Source organism: Streptomyces cyaneofuscatus (assembly GCF_033109485.1).
Classification (GTDB): domain Bacteria; phylum Actinomycetota; class Actinomycetes; order Streptomycetales; family Streptomycetaceae; genus Streptomyces; species Streptomyces cyaneofuscatus.
Genome location: NZ_CP137002.1, coordinates 1,768,316 through 1,793,434 on the forward strand (window position 1 = coordinate 1,768,316; position 25,119 = coordinate 1,793,434).

The 25,119-nt window shown below is 72.1% G+C and carries 19 protein-coding genes; 4 read left to right on the top strand and 15 right to left on the bottom strand.

The annotated features are described in order from the left end of the window. Window positions 1-255 precede the first annotated feature (255 nt). The 4 genes from R2B67_RS07275 to R2B67_RS07290 all read right to left on the bottom strand — a co-directional run bounded on the left by R2B67_RS07275 (window position 256) and on the right by R2B67_RS07290 (window position 5,503). The gene (locus R2B67_RS07275) at window positions 256-1,146 is read right to left on the bottom strand and encodes a FadR/GntR family transcriptional regulator (protein ID WP_179115583.1); all 891 of its coding nucleotides are present in this window, start codon (window positions 1,144-1,146) and stop codon (window positions 256-258) included. Window positions 1,147-1,306: 160 nt separating this feature from the next. Then, window positions 1,307-3,049, bottom strand: a complete 1,743-nt coding sequence (locus R2B67_RS07280) for an ATP-binding cassette domain-containing protein (protein ID WP_317816984.1) — start codon at window positions 3,047-3,049, stop codon at window positions 1,307-1,309. A 146-nt stretch (window positions 3,050-3,195) separates the two neighbouring features. After that, the gene (locus R2B67_RS07285) at window positions 3,196-3,939 is read right to left on the bottom strand and encodes an NUDIX hydrolase (protein ID WP_030571364.1); all 744 of its coding nucleotides are present in this window, start codon (window positions 3,937-3,939) and stop codon (window positions 3,196-3,198) included. A 142-nt stretch (window positions 3,940-4,081) separates the two neighbouring features. Continuing rightward, a complete protein-coding gene (locus R2B67_RS07290; protein WP_317816986.1) occupies window positions 4,082-5,503 on the bottom strand; it encodes a DUF4192 domain-containing protein in 1,422 nt (473 codons plus the stop codon). Between the two features lie 110 nt (window positions 5,504-5,613). On the opposite strand from R2B67_RS07290, the gene R2B67_RS07295 reads away from it, so the two are divergent. Continuing rightward, window positions 5,614-7,785, top strand: coding sequence for a RecQ family ATP-dependent DNA helicase (locus R2B67_RS07295; RefSeq protein ID WP_317816988.1), 2,172 nt, complete (start codon window positions 5,614-5,616; stop codon window positions 7,783-7,785). A gap of 216 nt (window positions 7,786-8,001) precedes the next feature. After that, complete coding sequence (locus R2B67_RS07300; RefSeq protein ID WP_237328277.1) at window positions 8,002-8,652, top strand: hypothetical protein; 651 nt, start codon at window positions 8,002-8,004, stop codon at window positions 8,650-8,652. A gap of 97 nt (window positions 8,653-8,749) precedes the next feature. On the opposite strand, the gene R2B67_RS07305 is transcribed toward R2B67_RS07300, so the two are convergent. From R2B67_RS07305 to R2B67_RS07330, 6 genes are all read right to left on the bottom strand, one after another. Then, complete coding sequence (locus tag R2B67_RS07305; RefSeq protein ID WP_317824793.1) at window positions 8,750-9,391, bottom strand: hypothetical protein; 642 nt, start codon at window positions 9,389-9,391, stop codon at window positions 8,750-8,752. Window positions 9,392-9,475: 84 nt separating this feature from the next. Then, complete coding sequence (locus R2B67_RS07310) at window positions 9,476-10,186, bottom strand: ribonuclease HII (RefSeq protein WP_317816991.1); 711 nt, start codon at window positions 10,184-10,186, stop codon at window positions 9,476-9,478. A 106-nt stretch (window positions 10,187-10,292) separates the two neighbouring features. Then, a complete protein-coding gene (locus tag R2B67_RS07315; RefSeq protein WP_317816992.1) occupies window positions 10,293-12,053 on the bottom strand; it encodes a DUF4153 domain-containing protein in 1,761 nt (586 codons plus the stop codon). 199 nt (window positions 12,054-12,252) lie between these two features. Next, the gene (locus R2B67_RS07320) at window positions 12,253-13,161 is read right to left on the bottom strand and encodes an ADP-ribosylglycohydrolase family protein (RefSeq protein ID WP_018516302.1); all 909 of its coding nucleotides are present in this window, start codon (window positions 13,159-13,161) and stop codon (window positions 12,253-12,255) included. Between the two features lie 12 nt (window positions 13,162-13,173). Further along, window positions 13,174-13,833: a histidine phosphatase family protein gene (locus R2B67_RS07325; RefSeq protein WP_317816994.1), complete on the bottom strand. Its 660-nt coding sequence runs from the start codon at window positions 13,831-13,833 to the stop codon at window positions 13,174-13,176. Window positions 13,834-13,998: 165 nt separating this feature from the next. Beyond that, window positions 13,999-14,604, bottom strand: coding sequence for a YdbC family protein (locus R2B67_RS07330; RefSeq protein ID WP_317816995.1), 606 nt, complete (start codon window positions 14,602-14,604; stop codon window positions 13,999-14,001). Between the two features lie 185 nt (window positions 14,605-14,789). On the opposite strand from R2B67_RS07330, the gene R2B67_RS07335 reads away from it, so the two are divergent. Next, window positions 14,790-15,326, top strand: a complete 537-nt coding sequence (locus R2B67_RS07335) for a TerD family protein (RefSeq protein WP_317816996.1) — start codon at window positions 14,790-14,792, stop codon at window positions 15,324-15,326. A 122-nt stretch (window positions 15,327-15,448) separates the two neighbouring features. Here R2B67_RS07335 and R2B67_RS07340 read toward each other — a convergent pair whose 3' ends face one another. Further along, window positions 15,449-18,343 (bottom strand): vitamin B12-dependent ribonucleotide reductase, encoded by a 2,895-nt coding sequence (locus tag R2B67_RS07340; RefSeq protein ID WP_317816998.1) that lies wholly within the window; start codon window positions 18,341-18,343, stop codon window positions 15,449-15,451. A gap of 165 nt (window positions 18,344-18,508) precedes the next feature. After that, window positions 18,509-19,021: a transcriptional regulator NrdR gene (nrdR, locus tag R2B67_RS07345; RefSeq protein WP_237328270.1), complete on the bottom strand. Its 513-nt coding sequence runs from the start codon at window positions 19,019-19,021 to the stop codon at window positions 18,509-18,511. A gap of 467 nt (window positions 19,022-19,488) precedes the next feature. Here nrdR and lexA point away from each other — a divergent pair, with 467 nt between their 5' ends. Further along, window positions 19,489-20,286: a transcriptional repressor LexA gene (gene lexA / locus R2B67_RS07350; RefSeq protein ID WP_026242273.1), complete on the top strand. Its 798-nt coding sequence runs from the start codon at window positions 19,489-19,491 to the stop codon at window positions 20,284-20,286. An 80-nt stretch (window positions 20,287-20,366) separates the two neighbouring features. On the opposite strand, the gene R2B67_RS07355 is transcribed toward lexA, so the two are convergent. The 3 genes from R2B67_RS07355 to R2B67_RS07365 are packed head-to-tail and all read right to left on the bottom strand — an operon-like array spanning window position 20,367 to window position 25,099. Then, the gene (locus R2B67_RS07355; RefSeq protein WP_018516310.1) at window positions 20,367-22,337 is read right to left on the bottom strand and encodes an ATP-dependent DNA helicase; all 1,971 of its coding nucleotides are present in this window, start codon (window positions 22,335-22,337) and stop codon (window positions 20,367-20,369) included. A gap of 38 nt (window positions 22,338-22,375) precedes the next feature. Beyond that, entirely contained in the window at window positions 22,376-24,277 is a 1,902-nt protein-coding gene (locus R2B67_RS07360; protein ID WP_317817002.1) for an IucA/IucC family protein, read from the bottom strand. Window positions 24,278-24,337: 60 nt separating this feature from the next. Continuing rightward, complete coding sequence (locus tag R2B67_RS07365) at window positions 24,338-25,099, bottom strand: GNAT family N-acetyltransferase (RefSeq protein ID WP_317817004.1); 762 nt, start codon at window positions 25,097-25,099, stop codon at window positions 24,338-24,340. Window positions 25,100-25,119 lie beyond the last annotated feature (20 nt).

Here is a 25,119-nt window from a genome sequence, read left to right on the forward strand (position 1 = left end):
CGCGGGTTTGGCCTCAGAACTGAACAGCGCGCCCAAGGGCTGCTGTATTCCTTCCGCGGCGGTCACCTCTTAAGTCATCGCGCTGCTTCGAGGAGTGTTACGCCCAATCCGCGTGGCCCGAGTCACACCCCATTCGCGACGAACCGTGCCGAGGCGGGCATCCCCTCACCATTGTGCCGCCGGACCCGTGCGGTCCGGCGGCACAGGGCCTGTCCGACGACAGGCCTGGGCCTGCCCACCCCGGCCGTGGACCGGTCAGTGCTGCTCGCGGGGCGCGGGAACCACCCGCTCCACGTCGGGGTGGACGACGAGCAGCTGGCGCATGGCCGTCTCGGCCCCCGCGGAGTCACCGGAGGCGAGGGCGTCGACGATGCGCGCGTGGTGGGCGAGCGAGGCCTCGCCCGGACGGTCGCAGCCGGTGACCGGGCCGCCGGAGACGTGCAGGGCGGCCGAGACGATGCCGGAGAGGTGTTCGAGCATCCGGTTGCCCGCGGCCTGGATGAGCAGAGCGTGGAATTCGGCGTCGGCGCGGGAGAAGGTGATCGCGTCCCCCTGCCCCATCGCGTGGCCCATGATCTCCACCATGTCGCCGAGGCGCTGCTGAAGGTCCTCCCGGCCGTGCCCGGCGGCGAGGCGGGCGGCGAGGGGCTCGATGGTCCAGCGGAGCTCGGCCAGCTCACGGCGCTGGTCGTCGCGCTGCGGACCGAAGGCGCGCCACTCGATGATGTCGGGGTCCAGCAGGTTCCAGTCACTGACCGGGCGGACCCGCGTACCGACATTGGGGCGCGCGCTGACGAGCCCCTTGGCCTCCAGGACGCGCAGGGACTCGCGTACGACGGTGCGGGAGACCTCGAAGCGCTGGCCGATCTCCTCGGGAACGAGGGGGCGGTCCGCGCCGAGGTCGCCGGAGACGATCATCTGGCCCAGCTGCTGGACGAGTTGACCGTGCAGCCCGCGTCCGCGGCTGGCCGCTCCCCGGCGGCTCGCCCGCCCCAACTCGGAATCGGAACCGCCCCAGGGCCGGGCCGCGGCGCGCTCGCCGGCCGGCGCTTCCGTGTAGGGATAGCGATCGAGTTCGCCCGGGCCGGCCAGGCCGGAATCGGCGGAGCGGGCGGCGGTCATCATGGTGTGCGCAAGGGTACTCACGCATCCTTTGTCGGCGTGGCTCGTCCGCCCCTTGAGGTCTTTGGTGAAAAGCACACGAAAGGGTGATCGGCGCCCGCGCCGCAATTGACGCCATATCCGTATGAACCAGGCATTTCCTAGGGAGTTACGGGCTCCTCTTCTCGCCGTCCGACCGAGGTGATCACCAACGCACCTTCCCGCGAAGGCTGGTGAACAGATACGCGCAGATCAGGGCCGACAACGACAGGGCGAGCGCGGCACCCACGGGCTGCGCCACCACCCGCGCGACGGCCAGGACCCAGCGGTCCGCCTCCTGCGGCAGCTGCCACCAGGCCAGTTCGCGCAGCCGACCCGGAAGTCCGGTGACCGAACGCGCGGACGGGGCCTCGACCACCTTCTGCACCAGCGGAACCACCAGCACCGGAACGGCCAGTACGGCGGCGATCCCGGCCCCGGCCACCCGGAAGACACCCGCGGCCAGCAGCCCGGCCCAGGCGCATCCCACGACCAGGCACGCCCAACTCGCGCCGAGCACGACGGCATTGGCCGGAACGGTGAGCAACTCCGGTCCGTAGAAGAGCCGGAGGCTCTGCGCACCGCAGACGACGGTGAGCGAGGCCAGCAGGAGGGCGAATCCGGCGGTCACCGTCAGCTTGGCCACCAGCAGGCCGATCCGCCGGGGCACGGTGCCGCGGCCGGCGGCGAGCGCCGGGTAACGGAACTCGTCACCGAAGGAGAGCGCGCCCAGGATGCCCGCGCCCAACGCGGCGGGCGGCAGCGGCAGCAGCTCGGGCCAGGCGGCGAGCGCGCGCGGCAGGGGCGTGCCGCCGGTGCGCGCCAGGAGGACGGAGAGCGCGGCGGAGACCAGCAGCACGGACGCCATGATCATGGTCGTCGTCCGTACGCCGAGGGAGCGCCGCAGTTCGTACCGGAGCGGGCGCAGGGGCCCGCGGGCGGGGCGGACCCGGATCGGCGGCGGCAGTTCGGAGAGGGCGGCGGCGGAGGGCTGCCGGGTCCCGTCGTCGTCCGGCGGCGGAGCGGCGGCGGCGGGGCCGGTGTCGCCGATCTCGTCGGCGAGTTGGTGGACCGGGACGCCGTGCCGGAAGGCGGTGTCCCCGACCTCGGCGCAGGTGGAGCCGTACACGGTGAGCCGCCCGTTCGGCTCGGGGACCACCTCGACCGAACGCCGGGCGGCCCGGGCCTCCCTGCTGACGACTGCGGCGAGCCGGGCCGCGTGCGGGGTGCGGACGGCGACGCGGGGGCGGAGCCGGGTGCGGGCGAAGTCGGCGACCTCCTGGTCCGCGACGAGGCGGCCGCCGTCGACGGTGACGACGTGATCGGCCGTGCGGGCGGCCTCCTTGGGGTCGGCGGTGGCGTACAGAACCGTTCCGCCCTGGGCCGCGTGGGCGCGCAGCAGCCCGTACAACCAGCTGTTCTCGCGCGGGGAGAGACCTTCGGCGGGTTCGTCCAGGACGAGGGTGTGCGGGTCACCGAGGAGGGCGGAGGCGAGGCCGAGGCGGCGGTCCATCCCCACCGACAGGGTGCCGAGCCGCTGGTCCCCGAGCCCGGCGAGCCCCACGACTTCGAGCATCTCGTCGGCTCGGGCCGCGGGCGTCCCGGCGGCCGCGCAAAGCATCCGGAGCTGGCCGCGGGCCGTACGGGAGGGGTGCCCCGGTACGTCACCGAGCAGCACGCCCACCTCGCGCGCCGGGTGGGGGATGCGGTGCAGCGGCCTGCCGCGGAAGTAGGCGACGCCCCGGCCTGAGTCGAGTTCGAGCATCAGCCGCAGGGCCGCGGTCTTGCCCGAACCGGGGGCACCCAGCAGGGCGGTGACGCGGCCGGGCGGGGCCTCGAAGGTCAGGTCGTCCACGGCGGGCGGAGCGTCGCGACGGGGGGTGCTGGTGAGTCCGATGGCCTGGAGCATCGCTTCTCTCGCGTTCTCTCACGGATGGTGAGACCGCTCGGCGGCAGAGGGGTACCGCAGCAACATAACGCGACATTTCCGACTTTTCGTGCAGCAGTGGACCCGCGGGTGTTCCGCACTCCCCCGGCTGCCGACAGGCCCAGCCGTCAGACCTCCGGCCGCAGCATCGGCGGGTTGAGCACCGTGGCCGCACCGGCCCGGAACAGCTGCGCGGGCCGGCCGCCCTGCCGTGTGGTGGTCCCGCCGGAGGGCACCAGGAAGCCGGGGGTGCCCGTGACCTTGCGGTGGAAGTTGCGCGGGTCGAGAACCACGCCCCACACCGCCTCGTACACCCGGCGCAGCTCCCCGACCGTGAACTCCGGCGGGCAGAACGCCGTGGCCAGCGAGGAGTACTCGATCTTGGAGCGCGCACGCTCCACCCCGTCGGCGAGGATCCGCGCGTGGTCGAAGGCGAGCGGCGTCGCCTGCTCGCCCTCCCTGAGGAGGTCCTCCACGGGTGCCCAGCGGGCGCTGTTGGCGTCCCCGCCCGCCCGGGGCGCTGGCAGGTCCGGGGCGAGCGCGAGGTGCGCGACGCTGACGACCCGCATCCGGGGGTCCCGTGCCGGGTCCCCGTAGGTGGCCAGCTGTTCCAGGTGCGCGCCGTTGCCCACGGCGGGCTTCGCCGGGTCGTGGGCGCACAGCCCCGTCTCCTCGACGAGCTCACGCGCCGCCGCGGACCCGAGATCCTCGTCGGCCCTGACGAAACCACCGGGCAGCGCCCACCGGCCCTGGAACGGCGTTTCCCCACGGCGGACCACCAGCGCGCAGAGCGCGTGACGGCGCACCGTGAGCACGACCAGGTCCACGGTGACGGCGAAGGGCGGGAAGTTCGACGGGTCGTAGGGCGGCATGCCGTGATCATAGTCGTCTGCCTGACGATAAACACTCCCTTCGGTACTCCGGTGATCAGGGAGATCCCGTGTGCGGCCGGATCCGGCCGCACACGGCGAGAGGGTCTCCGCCGAGCGGTGCCGTCGAGCGGACGGGCCGTCCTCAGCGACGCGTCCCGGCGCCGCGCCTGCCGTACCGCCGGACGTCACGCACGCGGCGCCCGGCGGCCACCGGCCCGGGCCCGGCCGTACCGGGCCTGGGCACCCCGGGCCCGGCCGAACCGGGCGCCGGCGCGGTCCCCCCGGCGTCCCTCACGCGCTGCCCGCTCGCGCGCCGCCGGGCCCGGTTCGTCGCCGGCCTGACCCTGCGGACATGCAGGGCAGGCCCCCTGGCGCCCCCGGCCCCCACCGCCGCCCCGGCCCCCTCGGCACCCGCGACCTCCGACTCAGGCCCTTCACCGCCGTCGCCATCACCGCGCAGGCAGCGGCGCAGGGTCTCCGGGTCCAGCCCCTCGTTGCACGCCCGGTGCAGCAGTTGCGCGAACGTGTACTCCGGGTCCGCGCGGAGCGCCATGGCCAGCGCGACCCGGGCGCCGGGCTCGTCGCCGGTGGACCAGGAGACCCAGCCGGCCAGGGTCAGCGGGGCCGCCGCGTGCTCGCCGTACGGTCCGACGCAGCGGCGCGCGAGGGTCCGCCACAACCTCAGCGCGCGGTGGCCTTCGGGGCCCTCCATCCAGACCGCGGCCTTGTCCCGGGTCTCCCGGTCCTGGAGGCCGAGGATGACCGCGGCGGCCTCGTCCTCGCCGATCAGCTTGTCGTCCCCGAGGTCGGAGACGGCTTCCGGAGCGGGCGGCGTCAGCCCGAGGCGGTCCATCAGGGTGCGGGCGAGCGCGAGGGTCTCCTTGGCCACCTCGGCCTTCGCCCGCTCGTCCAGGAGCCGGGGCACCAGCGACGCCGCGGCCTGATCCAGCGCCCCCAGTTGTGCGGAGACCTCGTCCGGCGTCCGCCAGGGAGCGAGCCGCGCCTCCATGTCGCGCAGCGTCCCCCGTACCCGGATCCCCGCATAGGCGGCCGCGGCGGCCATCACCGTCGTACCGGGCATGGCCAGGGGCTTTCCCTGGGGCGGGCAGCACCGGCCGTCGGGGCAGCAGTACGACCAGTACCGGCCGTCCGAGAGGCAGAGCGCTTCGAGCACGGGCACGTCCAGCGCTCCGCACGCCGTACGCAGGCTCTGGGCGAACGGCCGCAGGCGCTCCATCGTCAGGCGGCCGCTCTCGCCGTCCGGCGAGTCCTGGCAGAGGAAGATCACGATCGCGTCGGGCCGCCCGTCACGGCGCTCGCTCCCCGAGATCAGGCTGTCCGCCAGCTGTTCGGCGACGGGACCCCATTCACCGGGCTCCCGCGGAATGCCCAGCCGGAGCCGGCCGCCGAACCGGCCCCGGCCACCGTGCAGCGCCACCATCACGACGCTGTCGCTGGGGTGGAACCCCATCAGATACGGGAGGGCGTCGGCGAGTTCGGCGGGGCCGCGCAAGGTGATCTGCTGACCGTCGGACGGGCCGGTGGATTCGTGGTGCTTGTTCATGACTCGACGGTCCCGTGGGCCGCCTCGTCCCGCCACCCCTGTGGATAACGTTATCCACAGGGGTGGCCCGGCGTTCGCGGTTTGTGCTCGTCATCGGGTTGCATGGAGGGATGACCAACGCAGATCGTGCAGCACTCCGGGCTTCGGCCGACTCCGTCCTCGCCCGCCTCGTCGGGGATGCCACGGGTGAGGCGAGGCTGCGTGAGGACCAGTGGCTGGCGATCGAGGCGCTCGTCGCCGACAAGCGCCGGGCGCTGGTCGTGCAGCGCACCGGATGGGGCAAGTCCGCCGTCTACTTCGTGGCGACCTCGCTGCTGCGCGCGCAGGGCAGCGGCCCGACCGTGATCGTCTCGCCGCTGCTGGCGCTGATGCGCAACCAGGTCGCGGCGGCCGCGCGGGCGGGGATCAGCGCCCGCACCATCAATTCGTCCAACACGGAGGAATGGGAGAGCGTCCAGGCCGAGGTGGCGGCCGGTGAGGTCGACGTCCTCCTGGTCTCCCCGGAGCGGCTGAACAACCCCGACTTCCGGGACCAGGTGCTGCCTCGGCTCTCCGCCGCGACGGGTCTCCTGGTGGTCGACGAGGCCCACTGCATCTCCGACTGGGGGCACGACTTTCGGCCTGACTACCGGCGGCTGCGCACCATGCTCGCCGACCTCCCCACCGGCGTCCCGGTGCTGGCCACCACCGCCACGGCCAACGCCCGCGTGACGGCGGACGTCGCGGAACAACTGGGCACGGGCGCGGGCACCGACGCGCTGGTGCTGCGCGGTCCGCTGGACCGGGAGAGCCTCAGCCTGAGCGTGCTCCAGCTGCCCAACGCGGCGCACCGGCTGGCCTGGCTGGGCGACCACCTCGGGGAGCTGCCCGGTTCCGGGATCATCTACACGCTGACGGTCGCGGCGGCCGAGGAAGTCACGGCCTACCTGCGCCAGAACGGCCATCCGGTCACCTCCTACACCGGGCGGACCGAGAACGCGGACCGCCAGCAGGCGGAGGACGACCTGCTGGCCAACCGGGTCAAGGCGCTGGTCGCCACCTCCGCGCTGGGCATGGGGTTCGACAAGCCCGACCTCGGCTTCGTCGTGCACCTGGGCTCGCCCTCCTCCCCCATCGCGTACTACCAGCAGGTCGGGCGCGCGGGGCGCGGGGTCGAGCACGCCGAGGTGCTGCTGCTCCCCGGCAAGGAGGACGAGGCGATCTGGCAGTACTTCGCCTCGGTCGCCTTCCCTCCCGAGGAGCAGGTGCGCCGCACCCTGGACGTCCTGGCCCGGTCGGAGCGGCCGCTCTCCTTGCCCGCGCTGGAACCCCTGGTCGACCTCCGGCGGACCCGCCTGGAGACGATGCTCAAGGTGCTGGACGTCGACGGCGCGGTGAAGCGGGTCAAGGGCGGCTGGATCTCCACCGGCGAGCCGTGGGTCTACGACTCCGAGCGCTACGCCTGGGTCGCCCGGCAGCGGGCCGCCGAGCAGCAGGCCATGCGCGACTACGCCACGACGACGGCGTGCCGGATGGAGTTCCTGCGGCTGCGGCTCGACGACGAGGAGGCCACCGCCTGCGGGCGCTGTGACAACTGCGCGGGCGCCCGCTTCGACGACAAGGTCTCCACCGCGGCCCTGGACGGCGCCCGTAGCGAGCTGGGCCGGCCGGGGGTGGAGGTGGCTCCCCGCAAGATGTGGCCCACCGGTCTCTCCGCGGTGGGCGTCGACCTCAAGGGACGTATCCCCGCCGGTGAACTCTCCTCCGCCGGAAGGGCGCTGGGCAGGCTCTCCGACATCGGCTGGGGCAACCGGCTGCGCCCCATGCTGGCGGCGCAGGCACCGGACGCGCCCGTTCCGGACGATGTCACGGACGCCGTGGTCACCGTGCTCACGGACTGGGCCAGGGGCCCGGGCGGCTGGGCCTCCGGGGCACCCGACGCCGCTCCCCGGCCGGTCGGCGTGGTCACCGTCGCCTCGCGCCGCCGGCCGCAGTTGGTGGAATCGCTCGGCCGGCGCATCGCCGAGATCGGCCGGATGCCGCTGCTCGGGACGGTGACCTACGCGCCGGGCACCGAGGAGCTGACGATGTCGCAGACCAACAGCGCCCAGCGGGTGCGGGCGCTGCACGAGGCCCTGACCGTCGAGCCGGAGCTGGCGCAGGCGCTGCGGTCCGCCGACGGCCCGGTCCTGCTCGTGGACGACCTGTCCGACACCGGCTGGACGCTGGCCGTCGCCGCGCGGCTGCTGCGGCGGGCCGGAGCCCAGGGGGTGTGCCCGCTGGTCCTCGCGGTTCAGGGGTGACGGGACGCGTCATCCGGGCCGGGGCTGGGCAGGGATATCAGTGTCATTCCGGCTGATTCCCGTCAGCCGCGCCAATTGCTCGTTGCCGCCTGCCGATACGCCAGGAAGAATTGGGACTGCTCCCCGCACAGTTCTCGTCGGGCCCGGAAGGGCTGTGCCGCGGCGCGCCCTCACTCGACCCTGCCCGCACCATGGGCGCGTAGCGAAGGGAGGACCATGACCTTCGGATTCGCCCCGTCCTCAGCCACTTCGATATCGGCGTTCTCGACCCCACCGGGTGGAGCGGACTCCGTCAACCGCCTTGCCCGGATGCTCGAACCCGCCGAGTGGGCCTCGGCGGGGATACCGCTGCTGCGCAGTCCGCGCGAGGTCGTCAGCGGGCTGCACTCCCGGCACCGGCCGACGCCCGCCACCGCCGTCGTCGCGGTCCTCGACCATGAGGAACGGCTCACGGCGAGCGCCTCGTTCACGCGCCGGGACACGGTGGCGGCGGACGGCTGGGACTTCCGCAACGCCCTGCTCGCCCATCTGCGGCGCGTGATCCCGCACGATCTGCGCCGGCGTACTCCGGTGCGTACGGCCGTGCTTCTCTACTGCCGCGACGGCGACGAGCGGTGGACCGAGGAGGACGGCGCGTGGATGTGGGGCCTGCGGGATGCCTGCACCCTGCACGGTCTCCGGTGCGGTGCGTACATCACGCTGACCGGCGGGGGCTGGCAGGTGCTCGGTGAGGGGCGGGGCGGGCGGCGGCCCAGCTCCCTGTCGGAGCCGGCCCCGCTGTCCGACCTCGTCACCGAGCAGCAGCCCGCGCTGACGCGGACCGGTGGCGGCTCGGCCCAGGCGCTGCGCCGCTCGGCCGCCCGGTGACCGCAGAGCACCCCGGAAGCTGAGCCCCGGCCGCCCGTGACGGCGACCGGGGCTCCTTCGTACGACTGGGTACGACGGTGACGACCGGTAGGACGGTTCAGACGCCCGCGCCGAGTGCGGAGTTGATCGTCTGCGGCTCTCCGCAGACGATCAACAGCGCGGCGGCGCGGTCACGGGCGACGGGCAGCGCACGGGCGACGGTGTCACCGGCGTCCCCGTTGACGGCCACGACGACGACGGGCCGGGGCTTGGCCCGGTCGACCGCGGAGGCGTCCGCGAAGAAGACGTCGTCACCGGCGTCCTGCTGGGCCCAGTACGCGGCGTCGCCGAAGGACAGCTCGTGGGCGGCCCACGGGTGCTGCTCGCCGGTGGTGAGCACCAGGATGTCGCCCGGCGCGCGGCCGGACTCCAGCAGCAGGTCGACCGCTTCCTCGGCCGCGTCGAGGGCTCCGCCGGCCGGGGCCGGGATCAGCTGGAGCTGGGGCGCGGAACGATTCTCCGGCCGGCTCGGAGCGCTCGTCGGCGCTACGGGAGCCGGTGCGGGCGCGGGTACGGGTGCGGGGTGTGCGCGCTGTGCCGGAGGCGTGGGGCGCGCGGGGCCGGGCACCGGACGACCGGGACGCGGCGTGGCCGCGGAACGCGGACCTGGTACGGGGCGGGGGGTCGGCGCGGTACGGCCGGCGGCCGGGGCGACGCGGGGACCCTGGGCACTCTCGGGAATCTGAGGCTCCTGAAGGATGAAGGATGAAGGAAGAGAGGCAGGAAGGTGATGGGGCGGGGCCGACGTGCTCGGTCGGCATCGCTGGTGGGCGCCTGCGCGCGATCAGAATTCGAAGCCGAGCTGGCCCCCGCTTTCGAGTGCGGCCGCCTCGGCGGAAAAACGGACCTTCTTCAGGTGCTGCCACCGGGGCAGCGCGTCGAGGTACGCCCAGGAGAGGCGGTGATGGGGCGTGGGCCCCCGCTCCTCCAGTGCGGCCCGGTGCACCGGCGAGGGATACCCGGCGTTGGCACCGAAGGCGAAGTCCGTGTACTCCTCGGACTCCCCGCCCAGTTCGGCCATCATCCGGTCGCGGTACACCTTGGCGATGACCGAGGCCGCCGCCACCGCGATGCAGGACTGGTCGCCCTTGATGACCGTACGGACCTTCCAGGGGACGCCCAGGTAGTCGTGCTTGCCGTCGAGTATCACCGCGTCGGGCCGCACCGGCAGCCCCTCCAGGGCCCGTACGGCGGCCAGCCGCAGCGCCGCGGTCATGCCGAGGTCGTCGATCTCCTGCGGGGAGGCGTGGCCCAGGGCGTGGGCGGTGACCCAGCTCTCCAGCACGGGGGCGAGCTGGGCACGCCGCAGCGGCGTCAAGAGCTTGGAATCGGTGAGGCCTTCGGGCGGCCGGCGCAGGCCGGTGACCGCGGCACACACGGTGACGGGTCCGGCCCACGCCCCGCGTCCGACCTCGTCGACACCGGCAACGGTCCTGGCACCGGTGGTAGCGCGAAGCGAGCGCTCGACGGTGTGCGTGGGTGGTTCGTACGGCATGGCGCCAGCCAGCGTACGCCGAGAGCGACGGCAGCGACACCCCGGGGCACCGTGCACACCGAGTTTCGGCCGAGGGGCGTCGCTCCGGGGTGGGATCAGCGGGGGATCAGTAGGGGTCGTAGTCGTCGTGGTCCTGCTCGTAGCCGTCCCGCTCGCCTTCCCGTACGCCGTCCGTGCCCAGGCCGTAGCAGGTGCGGTGGTCGGCGGTGGCCGGGCGCTCGCGGAGGATCTCCTTCGCCCGCGCCTCGCCCCAGCTGGTGGCGTACCAGGGGGAGTCGGAGGTGTGCAGGTCGCGCTGGATGACCCGGAGCGCGCAGGAGCGCTGCGGCTCCGGCAGCTTGTCGAGAGCCGGTACGGCGTCGGCGGAGAGGTCCTTCAGATAGTCGATGTCGATCGAGGTGCGGTCGTCCTCGAAGCGCTGGACGTTCTGCTCGGCGACCACCGCGTCCGGGGAGATCGCCCCGAAGGCCAGCACGGCGGCCGCGGCACTGACCGCGATCGCGCGCGGCAGGAACCTGGCGCCGAACACCCCGGCGGCCAGGATCAGGACGAAGACGACGCCGAGCCAGAGTTCCATCGCGGCCACGGAGATCCGGAGCCGGGTCAGCCCGTACTCCGCGACGTACAGGTCCATGCGGCGCAGCGCCGAGGCGACGACGACCAGGGTGAGCACGCAGAGGGTGCCCAGCACGGCGCGTACCAGCGTCCGGTCCCGGCTGCCGCCGCGCGGCGCCCAGCGCAGGGCCAGGGCGATCACGACGAGGGTGAGCAGGGTGGCCCAGAGCAGCTGCCAGAAGCCCTGGCGGGCGTACTCGGCGTGGTCGAGCCCGGTCTTCTCCCGCACCTTGTCGTAACCCCCGAGGAGGACGACGAGCTGGAGGGTGATGAACGCGGCGAAGAGCAGGTCGAGCACGATGAGCGGGAGCGCCCACTCCGTACGTCCCCGGGGCTTGCCCGTCTTGACGGTGAGCCCGTCCCAGCGGACGGGGGCGGCGGCGGTGCGGGCGGCGGCCAGCGCGCCCACGAGGCCGACGAGGAAGAGGAACGTCCGCAACGGGCCGTCGACGATCGACACATCGGGGGTGAGCCTGCCCAGCAGGTCGGCGAAGGCGGCGTCGGCGCTGGCGAAGAGCGTCCCGAACACCACGAGGAGCCCGACGGCAACTGCCGTGCTGCGTACGGCGGTGCCCCAGCGCCCCCGGGAGTCGTCGGCCCGCTCCCGTACCCCGCGCCAGCCCCACCGGACCCCGGCAGCGACCGAGTCCACGATGCCCACGGAGCCGATCAGCACGCCGAGCCAGCTCCGGCTGCCGTGCAGCGCGAGCGAGCCCAGGGCGAAGGCCGACACGACGGCCAGGAAGGTCGGCCAGCCCGCGTCCCGGAGCGCGGGCACCGCGAGCAGGGCGAGACCGCCGAGGGCCCAGGTGGCGGTCCAGGGGCGCAGCCGGCGCCCCGCCGCCCGGGCGGCGAAAGCGGCGGCCAGGGCGGCGGGCACCGCCACGATCAGGAGGTTCACCCCGAGGCCGTCGCCGAGCAGGAGCGCGCTCAGTACGGCGGTGGCCAGGGCGGCCCAGAGAACGGCGGGCGGGATCAGCGGGGGTGCGGCCGGGCGCAACTTGGCCGTCGCGCCGGGGCGCTTGACGGGGGGCTGCCAGGGGCGGCCGGGCTGCCAGGTCTGCTGCGCCCCCTGGGCCCGCTGCCGCTGGGCGTGAAGGTACGCGGGGGTGACCGGCGGCTCGATGCCCTGCGCCGGAGACGGCGAGGGGGACTGCGGCTGCGACGGCGTCTGCGACTGCGGCTGCGGAGTCGGTGAGGCGTCGGCCGGCGGGCCTGACGCCTTGGTCGACTCGGGCGGTTGTTCGGACATGGGACCCCTCCCCCACCGAGCATCCGCGCACACCAAGGGGGCGCGTGGTCCCGGCATCTCATTCGGCGCACGCCCATGGAGGCCGACCGTGAAGATCGACGAGGGGACGGCGTGGCCGAAAGATTAATCCCGAACCGGTGTTCGCGAACACTCAGAGTGAGGCCTGTGGCAGGACCGTGACAGACCCCCCGTCAAACGGTCAGTGCCGCGCCGGGAGCAGCCAGCCGGGCGGCTCCTCCGTCTGCGCCAGCCAGTCGGCGGGCGGCGCCCCGGCCGTACCGGCGGCGACGACTCCCCCGACGATCGCGCAGGTCGTGTCGACGTCGCCGCCCGCCTGAGCCGTCAGCCAGAAGGCCTCCTCGAAGTCTCCGAGGCTCCTGGCCGCCGACCAGAGGGCGAACGGCACGGTGTCGTGGGCGCTGGTCCGGCGGCCGTTGCCGAGGACCGCGGCGACCGTCCCGGCGTCCTGGTAGTCGAGCATGTCGCGGGCCCGGCGCAGCCCGGCGCCGACCGCGCTGCGGGGCACGAGCGCGATGACGCCGTCGAGGAGCTCCTCGGGCTTCGGCGGCCCGCCCGGGGCTGCGGCCAGCGAGGCGGCCGCCGCGACGGCCATCGCGCCGACGACGGCCTCGCGGTGCTGGTGGGTGGTGTACGAGGAGATCTCGGCCTGGTGGGTGGCCTGCTCCGGGTCGTCCGCGTACCAGGCACCGAGCGGAGCGATCCGCATGGCCGAACCGTTGCCCCACGACCCCTGCCCCTTGAAGAGCCCCGACGCCAGCTCGCGCCAGTCGCCGCCCTCCCGTACGAGCCGGAGCAGCCGGTTCACGGCGGGGCCGTAGCCCCGGTCGAAGTCGTGGTGCTCGGCGAAGGAGTGCGCGAGCGCGTCCTGGTCCACGCGGCCGTGGGCGGCGAGCACGGCCAGGACCGAGGAGGCCATCTCGGTGTCGTCGGTCCACTGCCAGGGGCCGGGCGGCAGGAGGCGCTGTTTGAGCAGCGGGTAGTTGACCGGGACGAAGAACTGGGAGCCCAGGGCGTCTCCCACGGACAGGCCACGCAGGCTGGCCAGGGCGCGTTCGAAGCGCCGCTCGGAAGCAGAATCAACGGTCATCGCCCTGCCACTCTATCCGGTACGGCCGTACGGCTCAGGGGTGCGCCAGCGCTGGAAGGGCCGGTCCAGGGTGTAGCGGCCGTTCTCGCCGAGGAGCAGGGTCCGCGCCTCGCCGTTGCCCGGGTTGGAGAGCGATTCGAACTCGGCGACCGACCAGTGGAACCAGCGCATGCAGAAGAGCCGCATCGTCAGCCCGTGGGTGACCAGCAGGACGTTCTCCGGGTGGTCCGGCTCCTCGAAGCTGCGGTGCAGGCTCTCCAGGAACGCGCCGACCCGGTCGTAGACGTCGGCGCCGGACTCACCCTGGGCGAAGCGGTAGAAGAAGTGCCCGTAGGCGTCCCGGTAGGCCTTCTGGAGCCGTACGTCGTCCCGGTCCTGCCAGTTGCCCCAGTCCTGCTCGCGCAGCCGGGGCTCCTCGCGGACCCGGACCAGGGCGGGGTCGAGACCGAAGGCCCGGAAGGTCTCGTGGGTGCGCCGGTAGGGGGAGATGTAGACGCTCACCCGCTCCCCGCCGAACTGCTCACGCAGCCGCGCCCCGGTCTCCTCCGCCTGCCGCAGGCCCGTCTCGGTGAGCCGGAGCGCGTGGTCGGGCTCCCGCTCGTAAACCGTGTCGTCGGCGTTGCCCTCGGACTCGCCGTGCCGGACGAGGACGATGCGCTGCGGTCGTGCCATGCAACGACCCTAGGGGGTGCGCGACGAATCCGCGTGATCCGTAAAGACCACGCGTGATCTGCAAAGGTCGCGCGGTGATCTACAAAGGTCGCGCGTGACCCACAGGAACCGGTGTCACACCGTCCAGGAGGGACCGGTGTCAGACCGTCCAGGAGGGACCCGGTGTCAGACCGTCCAGGAGGGTTCCAGCTCGACCACGTCCCCCGTCAGCGCCGCCACGTCCGTCTCGGTCTGCGCGCGGGCCGCCAGGCGCTCCGCCCCGTCGGCGCGGTACTTGCCCCGCTCGGCGGCCGACTTCCACATGGACAGCACGAGGAACTCGTTGCCGGGCGCCTCCCCGAAGACCCCGCGCACCATCCCGGGGGAACCGGCCATCGCCGGGTTCCACACCTGCTTCTGCATCAGCACGAAGTGCTCGGCCCGGTCCTCGTGCACGCTGCTGTGCGCGACCCTGACGACATCCGCGTCCCCGAACTCCGGCTCGAAACCGGTCTTCACATCGAACCGGCGCTCGAAGAGCATGACCTGCATGTCACGGAAGGTGCCGGCCTGCCCGGTAGCCGGGCGGTCGTGTCCGCGGGCCATGAACGAGTCGTAGAAGACGCGGTTCTCCCAGAACGCGAAGACATGGGCGACATCGGGGCGCGTTCGGCTCCACCCGCCGCTCTGCCCCCTGAACCCCGGCTCGCCGAGCAGTCCCGCCCACTTCCGCTGTCCCCGCTCGAAACCATGACGGTCCACCACGGAACAGCGAATCCACTTCACCAGCACCGCGCCATCGTACGGCGCGCAACGTGGCCGGGGTCACGGTCGCCTGCAAGGCCGTTCCCGAGCGCATGGCCCGAATCAGCCGTCCGTCCTCGGGGCAGTTGGCGGCGCGGGCCGTTCCGTACATGATCGGGTGAATCGGATGATGAGAACGGTCTCATGGACCGTCGGCCAGGAGGGGAAGTCCGGTGAGCACTCCGAACAAGGACATCGAGAAGGTCGAAGTACGGATCAAGTGGGACCCCAGCCCGCACGGTGAACCGGACGTCGACCTCGACATCATCGCGGCCACCTACCCGGCCGACGCGCCGTACGGCAGCCCCGCGTACCTGGTGCACTTCGACAGCCGCTCACCGGACGGGACCATCACGCTGAACCGGGACAGCAGGACCGGCCAGGGGTTCGGCTTCGACGAGGTGATGACGATCGAGCTGGCCCGGCTGGCGGGCCGGTACGGCCGGGTCGTGGTCGGCGTCGCCATCCAGCAGCGCGAGGGCCGCAAGACCTTCGGCCAGGTCGGCAGCACGTTGGTGGAGATCCGGGAGGGCTACACGAGCCTGGTCCAGGACGACTTCGCGAGGGTGGCGTCGTCGACGGCGGCCGTGGTCGGGGAGTTCTCCCGTACGGGGTCGGGGACGTGGGTGTTCCGCTCGGACGTACGCGGCTTCGACGCCGATCCCGACGCGTTCGCCGCGGTGATGGGTGACCGCGACGCCGGGACCTGACCCGCATCGACGAGTTCCGGCCAATGCGTGCCGGGCATACCGAAGGGGACCGGCCTCAGGCCGGTCCCCTTCGTCACTCAGCGCTCAGCGCTCAGCGCTCAGCCGGGCGTCAGCTGCACGGGTCAGCTGCAACCGCTGGTCGAGCCGCAGCCCTCGCAGATGTAGCAGGAGCCGGCGCGCTGCATCTTCGTCCCGCAGGAGAAGCAGAGCGGGGCGTCCGCGCTGATCCCGAGCTGCATCTCGACCAGCTCGGCCGAGGTGTGGGCCGTCGCCGGAGCCGGCTTCTCGGCGGACTCGCGGGGAGCCGCCACCGCCTTCAGCTCGGGCTGCACCGGGGCCGACTGGGCGAGGCTCTCGGAGTCCACGCCGTCCGCCTCGAAGGTCGGCTCGTACGAACCGGTGTCGAGGTGGCGCTGGCGCTCCTCGGCGGAGTGGATGCCGAGGGCGGAGCGGGTCTCGAAGGGCAGGAAGTCGAGCGCCAGGCGGCGGAAGATGTAGTCGACGATCGACTGCGCCATCCGCACGTCCGGGTCGTCCGTCATACCGGCCGGCTCGAAGCGCATGTTGGTGAACTTCGAGACGTACGTCTCCAGCGGGACGCCGTACTGCAGGCCGACCGAGACGGCGATGGAGAAGGCGTCCATCATGCCCGCGAGGGTCGAGCCCTGCTTGGACATCTTCAGGAAGACCTCACCGAGACCGTCGTCCGGGTAGGAGTTGGCGGTCATGTAGCCCTCGGCGCCGCCCACCGTGAAGGAGGTGGTGATGCCGGGACGGCCCTTGGGGAGGCGCTTGCGGACCGGGCGGTACTCGATGACCTTCTCGACCGCCGTACGGATGGTCTCCTCGGCCTTCGCGGTGACCTCTTCCTTCTCCTTGTCCTTGGTCTTGGCGGAGAGGGGCTGGCCGACCTTGCAGTTGTCGCGGTAGATCGCGAGCGCCTTGACGCCCATCTTCCACGCCTCGAAGTAGACCTCTTCGACGTCCTCGACGGTGGCCGTCTCGGGCAGGTTCACGGTCTTGGAGAGCGCGCCGGAGATCCACGGCTGGATGGCCGCCATCATCCGGACGTGGCCCATCGCGGAGATGGAACGCTCGCCCATCGCGCAGTCGAAGACCTCGTAGTGCTCGGGCTTGAGGCCCGGCGCGTCGATCACGTTGCCGTTCTCGGCGATGTGGGCGACGATCGCCTCGATCTGCTCCGGCTGGTAGCCGAGACGGCGCAGCGCCTGCGGCACCGTGCCGTTGACGATCTGCATCGAGCCGCCGCCGACCAGCTTCTTGAACTTGACCAGGGCGAGGTCGGGCTCCAGTCCTGTGGTGTCGCAGGACATCGCGAGACCGATGGTGCCGGTGGGCGCGATGACCGAGGCCTGCGCGTTGCGGAAACCGTTCTTCGCTCCGAGCCGGATCACGTCCTGCCAGGCCTCCGTCGCGGCGGCCCAGACCGGCGAGTCCAGGTCGTCGACGTGGATCGCCTTGGCGTTGGCGTCGGTGTGCTGCTTCATGACGCGCTGGTGCGGCTCGGCGTTACGGGCGTAGCCGTCGTACGGGCCGACGACCGCGGCGAGCTCGGCGGAGCGCTTGTACGAGGTGCCGGTCATCAGCGAGGTGATGGCACCGGCGAGCGCGCGGCCGCCGTCGCTGTCGTACGCGTGGCCGGTCGCCATGAGGAGGGCGCCGAGGTTGGCGTAACCGATGCCCAGCTGACGGAAGGCGCGAGTGTTCTCTCCGATCTTCTGCGTCGGGAAGTCCGCGAAGCAGATCGAGATGTCCATCGCGGTGATGACCAGCTCGACGACCTGGGCGAAGCGCTCGGACTCGAAGGACTGGTTGCCCAGGCCGTCGTCCTTGAGGAACTTCATCAGGTTGAGGGAGGCGAGGTTGCACGAGGTGTTGTCCAGGTGCATGTACTCGCTGCACGGGTTCGAGCCGTTGATCCGGCCGGACTCCGGGCAGGTGTGCCAGGCGTTGATGGTGTCGTCGTACTGGATGCCCGGGTCGGCGCAGGCCCAGGCGGCCTCGGCCATCTTGCGGAAGAGGGACTTGGCCTCGACCTCTTCGATGACGTCGCCGGTCATCCGGGCGCGCAGCCCGAACTTGCCGCCCGCCTCGACGGCCTTCATGAACTCGTCGTTCACGCGGACCGAGTTGTTGGCGTTCTGGTACTGGACGGACGTGATGTCGTCGCCGCCCAGGTCCATGTCGAAGCCCGCGTCACGCAGGGCGCGGATCTTCTCCTCCTCCTTCACCTTGGTCTCGATGAAGGCCTCGATGTCGGGGTGGTCGACGTCGAGGATGACCATCTTGGCCGCACGGCGGGTGGCGCCACCGGACTTGATGGTTCCGGCGGACGCGTCGGCGCCGCGCATGAAGGAGACCGGTCCCGAGGCGTTGCCGCCGGAGGAGAGGAGCTCCTTGGAGGAGCGGATACGGGAGAGGTTCAGGCCGGCGCCGGAGCCGCCCTTGAAGATCATGCCCTCTTCCTTGTACCAGTCGAGGATCGACTCCATGGAGTCGTCGACGGCCAGGATGAAGCAGGCGGAGACCTGCTGCGGCTGGGGCGTTCCGACGTTGAACCAGACCGGGGAGTTGAAGCTGAAGACCTGGTGCAGGAGGGCGTACGCCAGCTCGTGCTCGAAGATCTCGGCGTCCGCGGGAGAGGCGAAGTAGCTGTTCTCCTCGCCGGCCTTCCGGTACGTCTTCACGATCCGGTCGATCAGCTGCTTGAGACCGGTCTCGCGCTGCGGCGTACCGACCGCGCCGCGGAAGTACTTGCTGGTGACGATGTTGACCGCGTTCACCGACCAGAAGTCGGGGAACTCGACGCCACGCTGCTCGAAGTTGATCGAGCCGTCGCGCCAATTGGTCATGACGACGTCACGGCGCTCCCACGCCACCTCGTCGTACGGATGCACGCCGGGGGTGGTGTGGATGCGCTCGATACGCAGACCCTTGCTCGCCTTGGTGCCCTTGGTGCGGGAACCTCGTGCCGGGCCGCTCGCCGTCTCTGTCATGCCGCCTCCCATATGTGGGCAAAAACGCCCTGAAGTGCCCAGTTCTTCCCAGGCACAGTGTGTGTCCGTCGCCCCGCGGGCCACGTCGGGCCGCGGGAACAGGTTCTGAATCGCCCGGTCACCGGCCGGAGGACATGACTCCGGAAGGTGACGGGCAGGTGCCGCTCAGTCGGCGGCAATGGCAGGGACGGGGACCTCAAGGGTCTCGCCGCTCCCGCAGTCCTCTGCGGTGGGCCGCTGCGCGCGCAATTCCACGATGGCGGCCTCGAAGTCTTCCAAAGAATCGAACGCCCGGTAGACGGACGCGAAGCGCAGGTACGCGACGAGGTCGAGTTCCTGCAGGGGGCCGAGTATGGCCAGACCCACGTCGTGGGTGGTCAGCTCGGCGCTGCCGGTGGCACGCACCGCCTCCTCGACCCGCTGGCCGAGTTTGGCGAGGGCGTCCTCCGTGACGGGCCGGCCCTGGCATGCCTTGCGAACGCCGGAGATGACCTTGGTGCGACTGAAGGGTTCGGTCACGCCGCTGCGCTTGACCACCATCAGCGAGCACGTCTCCACCGTGGTGAAGCGGCGGGAGCAGTCGGGGCACTGGCGGCGGCGGCGGATCGACGTCCCGTCGTCGGTGGTGCGACTGTCGACGACCCGGCTGTCGGGGTGCCTGCAGAAGGGGCAGTGCATGGCTCCCAACCCTCCTTCACAGCGCGACTGAATAGCCTCTTCGGCAAGCCCTTGCGGGCCCCTCGGAGGCAGTCCCCAGCATAGGCGATGGCCCTGGTCCGAATGAACCCGGGACCACAACTTCTGGGCGGCCGGGACGATCCAACCACTAGATCTAGGGTTGAGTCGCAATTTCGGCCCGACCGCGTGTCGCGCGCCGGGCTCCGCCCGGGGGAAGCGCGGCCAGGGAAGAGGGTACGGGAATCGCGCGGTCCGCAAACCGCCGGGGCGGGAGGGCGCATGCGGGATGAAAGACTGGGCGAGGGCCCCGGCCGGACCCCGTAGGAGCCTTCCGCCCCGTGCTCATACACCTGCGGGAAGCATCGCGGCAGCCCTTTATTCGTTTTTCACTCGAACGTGTGTTTGGCGCAACCTTTCGAAAGCTACTACCGTTGTCCAGCTAGGGAGAACATTCGAGAGGGGCCGACGTGACCACGACCGCAGACAGTGCCACCATCACCGCCCGGGACCACCGCTCCCAGAGCCGACTTGAGCCGGTGCATGCCATGAATGACTCAGTCACGAACACGGACGGGCCCGAGCCCGCGCGACCCGGGCGCTCCTTGCCCGGGAGGCCGCCAGGGATCAGGGCGGACAGCTCGGGACTCACGGACCGGCAGCGGCGGGTCATCGAGGTCATCCGCGACTCCGTGCAGCGCCGGGGGTACCCGCCCTCCATGCGGGAGATCGGTCAGGCGGTGGGCCTGTCCAGCACGTCGTCCGTCGCCCATCAGCTGATGGCTCTGGAGCGCAAGGGGTTCCTCCGGCGGGACCCGCACCGGCCCCGCGCCTACGAGGTGCGCGGATCGGACCAGCCCAGCACCCAGCCGACCGACACGACGGGGAAGCCCGCCGCGTCGTACGTCCCGCTGGTGGGCCGGATCGCCGCCGGTGGGCCGATCCTCGCCGAGGAGTCGGTCGAGGACGTCTTCCCGCTGCCGCGCCAGCTCGTCGGTGACGGCGAGCTGTTCGTCCTGAAGGTCGTCGGTGACTCGATGATCGAAGCGGCGATCTGTGACGGCGACTGGGTCACCGTGCGCCGCCAGCCGGTCGCGGAGAACGGTGACATCGTCGCCGCGATGCTGGACGGCGAGGCGACGGTCAAGCGCTTCCGCCGCGAGGACGGCCATGTGTGGCTGCTCCCGCACAACGCCGCGTACCAGCCGATCCCCGGTGACGAGGCGACGATCCTCGGCAAGGTGGTGGCGGTGCTGCGGCGGGTGTGAAGAGCACCGGTCCTCGACCTCACGGACACGACGAAGCCCCGGGACGCTTTACGGCGGTCCCGGGGCTTCGTCGTGGTGACCTACTTGCCGTCCGCCTTGGCGAGCGCGTCGATCGCGGCGAGTGAGCGGCGCGCCTGGTTGCGGTCCGTGGTGTACCAGAAGTCCGGCAGGGAGGCGCGCAGATAGCTGCCGTATCGCGCGTTGGCGAGGCGCGGGTCCAGCACGGCTACGACGCCCTTGTCGCCCGTGGCCCGGACGAGACGGCCCGCGCCCTGGGCCATCAGCAGCGCGGAGTGCGTCGCGGCCACCGCCATGAACCCGTTGCCGCCGGCCTCCTCGACCGCCTTCTGGCGGGCGCTCATCAGCGGGTCGTCGGGGCGGGGGAACGGGATCCGGTCCATGACCACCAGCTGGCAGCTCGGCCCCGGCACGTCCACGCCCTGCCAGAGCGAGAGGGTGCCGAAGAGGCAGGTCTCCGGGTCGGCGGCGAAGTTCTTGATCAGCTCGCCGAGGGTCTCCTCGCCCTGGAGCAGGATCGGCTTGTCCAGCCGGCCCCGTAGCTCCTCGGCGGCCGCCTTGGCTCCCCGCATGGAGGAGAACAGCCCCAGCGTGCGGCCGCCCGCCGCCTCCACCAGCTCCGCCAGCTCGTCGAGCATGTCCGTACGGGAGCCTTCGCGGCCCGGGGTGTTCAGATGGCGGGCGACATAGAGGATGCCCTGCTTCGGGTAGTCGAACGGGGAGCCGACGTCCAGCCCCTTCCACGACGGGATGTCGTCGCCCGCCGTGCCCTCGGGGGCGAGCCCCAGGGAGGCGCCCACCCCGTTGAAGTCCCCGCCGAGCTTCAGCGTGGCCGAGGTCAGGATCACCGAGCGCTCGGTGAAGAGCTTCTCGCGCAGCAGCCCGGAGACGGAGAGCGGGGCCACCCGCACGGAGGCGCCGAACCGGTCGTGCTGCTCGTACCAGACGACGTCGTACTCCGAGCCCTGGGTGATGCGCTCGGCGACCCCGTGGATCGACTCGACCGAGGCCAGGGCCTGCTTGCGGACGGCGTTCTCGTCCTCGACCGACTTGTCCCGGGTGGCGCCGATCGCGGAGATCACCGTACGAGCCGCGTCCCGCAGCGCCATCAGCGCGTACCCCAGGTCCTCGGGCACCTCCTCAAGACGCCCCGGGAGCGCCAGCTCCATCACCCGCTCGAACCCCTCGGCGGCACTCTGGAGCGCGTCGGCGGCCTTCTCGTTGACCAGCTTCGCCGCGCGGCGAACCGCCCGGTTGACCTGGGCCGGGGTCAGCTCGCCGGTGGCGACCCCGGTGACCCGGGAGACCAGCTCGTGCGCCTCGTCCACGATCAGCACCTCGTGCGAGGGCAGCACCGGGGCGCCCTCGATGGCGTCGATCGCGAGCAGCGCGTGGTTGGTGACGACCACATCGGCGAGCTTGGCGCGCTCGCGGGCCGCCTCCGCGAAGCACTCCGCCCCGTACGCGCACTTCGACGCCCCGAGGCACTCGCGCGAGGAGACCGAGATCTGCGCCCAGGCCCGGTCCGAGACGCCGGGGGTGAGGTCGTCCCGGTCGCCGGTCTCCGTATCGCTCGACCACTCCCGCAGCCGCAGCAGGTCCTGGCCCAGCTTGCTGGAGGGCGCCGCCGCCTCGAACTGGTCGAACAGCCCCTCCTCCTCGTCCTGCGGGACCCCTTCGTGGAGCCGGTGCAGGCAGAGGTAGTTCGACCGGCCCTTGAGCATCGCGTACTGCGGGCGCCGGCGCAGCAGCGGGTGCAGGGCGTCCACCGTGCGCGGAAGGTCCCGCTCCACCAGCTGGCGCTGGAGGGCGAGGGTGGCCGTGGCCACGACGACCCGCTCCCCGTGCGCCAGCGCGGGCACCAGGTAGCCGAGGGACTTGCCCGTGCCGGTGCCGGCCTGGACGAGCAGGTGGGATTGGTCGTCGACCGCCTCGGCGACGGCCTCGGCCATGGCGGCCTGGCCGGGGCGCTCCGTACCGCCGACGGCGGTGACGGCGGCGTGCAGGAGCTCGGGGAGGAGTGGCTTCGTCATAGCCCGACCACCCTACGGCGCGCCACTGACAACGGCGGTCACTCCCGGACCCGGGCGGAGGGGTGCAGCGGATTGGGAACCGTGCCGTGGATCGCCGCGTGCGGGCGGCTGGAGCGGTCGCGGTAGCCGTCCACGTGCAGCCGGTTGCGGTTGAGACAGAGCCGTTCGATCTCGGGGGTGAGCATGTCGAACAGCTCGAACCGCTCCTTGAGCTCGGGGAAGCGGGCGTGGTGGCGGACGATCTCCGCCCGGACGAGTGACCAGAACGCGTCCTCGCTCACCCCCAGCTGCTCCTCGCAGAGCGGGGAGAGATAGCGGAAGACGCCGACGAAGAGGCCGGAGTGGATGAACTGGGTGAGGAAGGACGGCGCCTCGGTGAGGAGGACCGTGCGGACCTCCTCGGGCATGGTGTCGTGCTCCGGCAGCGGGTGGGCGCTGACGTTGACGTCGTCGACGAAGTCCTTGATCGCGAGGCGTACGGGCACGTCGTTCTCGTCGAAGACGACGATGGCGTTCTCGCCGTGCGGGGAGAACACCGTGCCGTAGCGGTAGAGGAAGTGCAGCAGGGGCGGCAGCAGGGCGGCGAAGAGGCGGGTGAGCCAGGCCTCCGGGGCGAGCCCGGAGCGCTCGACGAGTTCGGCGGTGAACGCGCGGCCCGCCGGATCCGTATGGAGGAGGGAGGCGAGCGTGCGGGCGCGTTCGCCCGGTGCGAGGCGGGGCGGCAGGGGCTCCCGCCAGATCGCGCCGAGGATTTCCTTGTACTGGTACGGGGCTTCGGGGAGGTGGTCGTAGAGCGGGTGTTCCACAGCGACGGAGGCGACCTCGCCGAGGAGGATGACCCGACAGGTGTCGCGCAGGAACGGATCGGCCTCGCACAGGCCCTGGACCCAGGCGGTGACGGCGGGGGCGGCGAGGGTCCGCTCGGTGGGCAGACCGCGCCAGACCAGGGTGTTGAGGATGGAGAGCGGCAGCTTCACCGTGTGCCGGTCGGAGCGGGACACGTTGGCGAACGTACGGACGGACTGCTGGGCGAGGCGGGCGTCGCCGTCGGTGTGGAGCGCCACGATGTCGCCGTCGGCGATGGCGGGGGCGAAGAGCGGCACGATCCATTCGTCCCACTGCCAGGGGTGTACGGGGAGGAAGAGGTAGCTCTCCGGGTCGAGTCCGCGACCGCGCAGCTCGGCGGCGAACGAGGCGCGTACGGAGGGGTCGAGCTCCTGGGCGTAGAGGTGCTCGGGGGTGGTGAGGCGGCCGACGCCCCGGTACTGCGCGATGCGGGTGCTCACGGCGATCCACGGCAGCCGGAGGGGGCTGCGGGTCTCAGGGGTGAAGCGGGCCGCGTCGGCGGCGGAGAAGCCGAGCCGTCCCTTGCTCGCGACCAGCCAGGGGTGGCCGGTCTGGTGGCCTTCGAGCTCGGCGTAGCCGACGTCGGCGAGCTCGCGCGCGGTGAGGGCGGTGTGGTCGAGCCGGGCGTCGGCGGAGAGCGTGAGGGTCAGCTCCCGGATGAGGTGGCCGAGGGTGGCACCGTCGAGGCCGAGGAGGCCGCGGGCGCGGGCGAGGAACCGCAGCGGGTCGCGGAACGGGCGGGCCGTGCCGTCCGACGTGCCGTTGGCGGCGGCGTGGCTGGAGGAAGCGCCGTTGGAGAGGGGGCTTGCGGGCGGATGGGCCGTCTCGATGGAGTCGGGGTCGACGCGCCAGCTCCCGTAGACGCCGCGGTGGGCCGAGAAGCGGAGCTCCGTACCGTCGTCGAGCGACAGCGAGTGCAGGTGGCTGTCGCCGGGCCGGCGTTCGGGCTCGATGATCTCCTCGTACGCGAACTCGCCGAGCATCTTGGCGAGCAGCCGCGCTGCGGCCCGGTCCCAGACCTGCCGGTTCAGCTCCGGGGGGCTGAGGAGCGGGTGGGGCTCGACGGAATCAGGGCTCGCGGGATATGTCGGCACGGGGACTCCTCCGGGTGGGACCGATGGGGTTCGAGCGGTGTGTACGGTGCGGCGCGATGTTCACAGGTGATCACGGTACGTTCGGTCGCGGATCATGAGGGCGGCACGTTTGTCGGGGAGGTCCACTTCCGCGGAGAAGCGGAACCCGGCGCTCAGGAATGCCGATACGGACGGGGTGTTGCGCAGGTCCGGCTCGGCGACGACCCGGCCGCAGCGCGGAAGGTTGTCCAGCACGAGATCGGCGACGGCGCGCAGCAGCGTCGTGCCCACGCCCCTCCCCCGGTTGCCCACGCCCCCGATGAGGAGGTGGATGCCGGTGTCGTGGAGGCGGGCGGGGTAGTGGCGGGCCAGCGGGTCCAGGTCGGCGCGGTAGATCTCCCAGTAGCTCATGGGTGTTCCGTCGAGGACGCCGAGGCAGGGGAGGGAGCGGCCGTCCCCTTCGAGCTGCGGCCGGAGGTGGTCGGCGGTGACGGATGCGGGCCCGGCGAGCTCCCAGAAGGCGGCGACGGCGGGGTCGTTCATCCAGCGGCTGAGGACGGCGAGATCGCGCTCCAGGACCACCGGGACCAGGTGGAAGACCCCGGCCTCGGTGGTCGCGCCAGGCCAGGTGGCCGGGTCCCCGAGCAGCTCGCCGGCGGGGTCGCGCCGACGAGCTGCCTTGTTCCGGTCCTCCGCGATGAGGGCGAAAAGTTCCTCGGTGAGTTTCAGGTCGAGAGTGTCTTCCGTGCCGGCGGGCGCGGCGGGGGTTTCCCGGTCGCCTGGCCCGGAGCCCGGTTCCTCGGGCGCCGCGTCGGGTTCGGCGGGCGCGTCGGCGGGAGGCACGGTGACACTCTCCTCTCTGG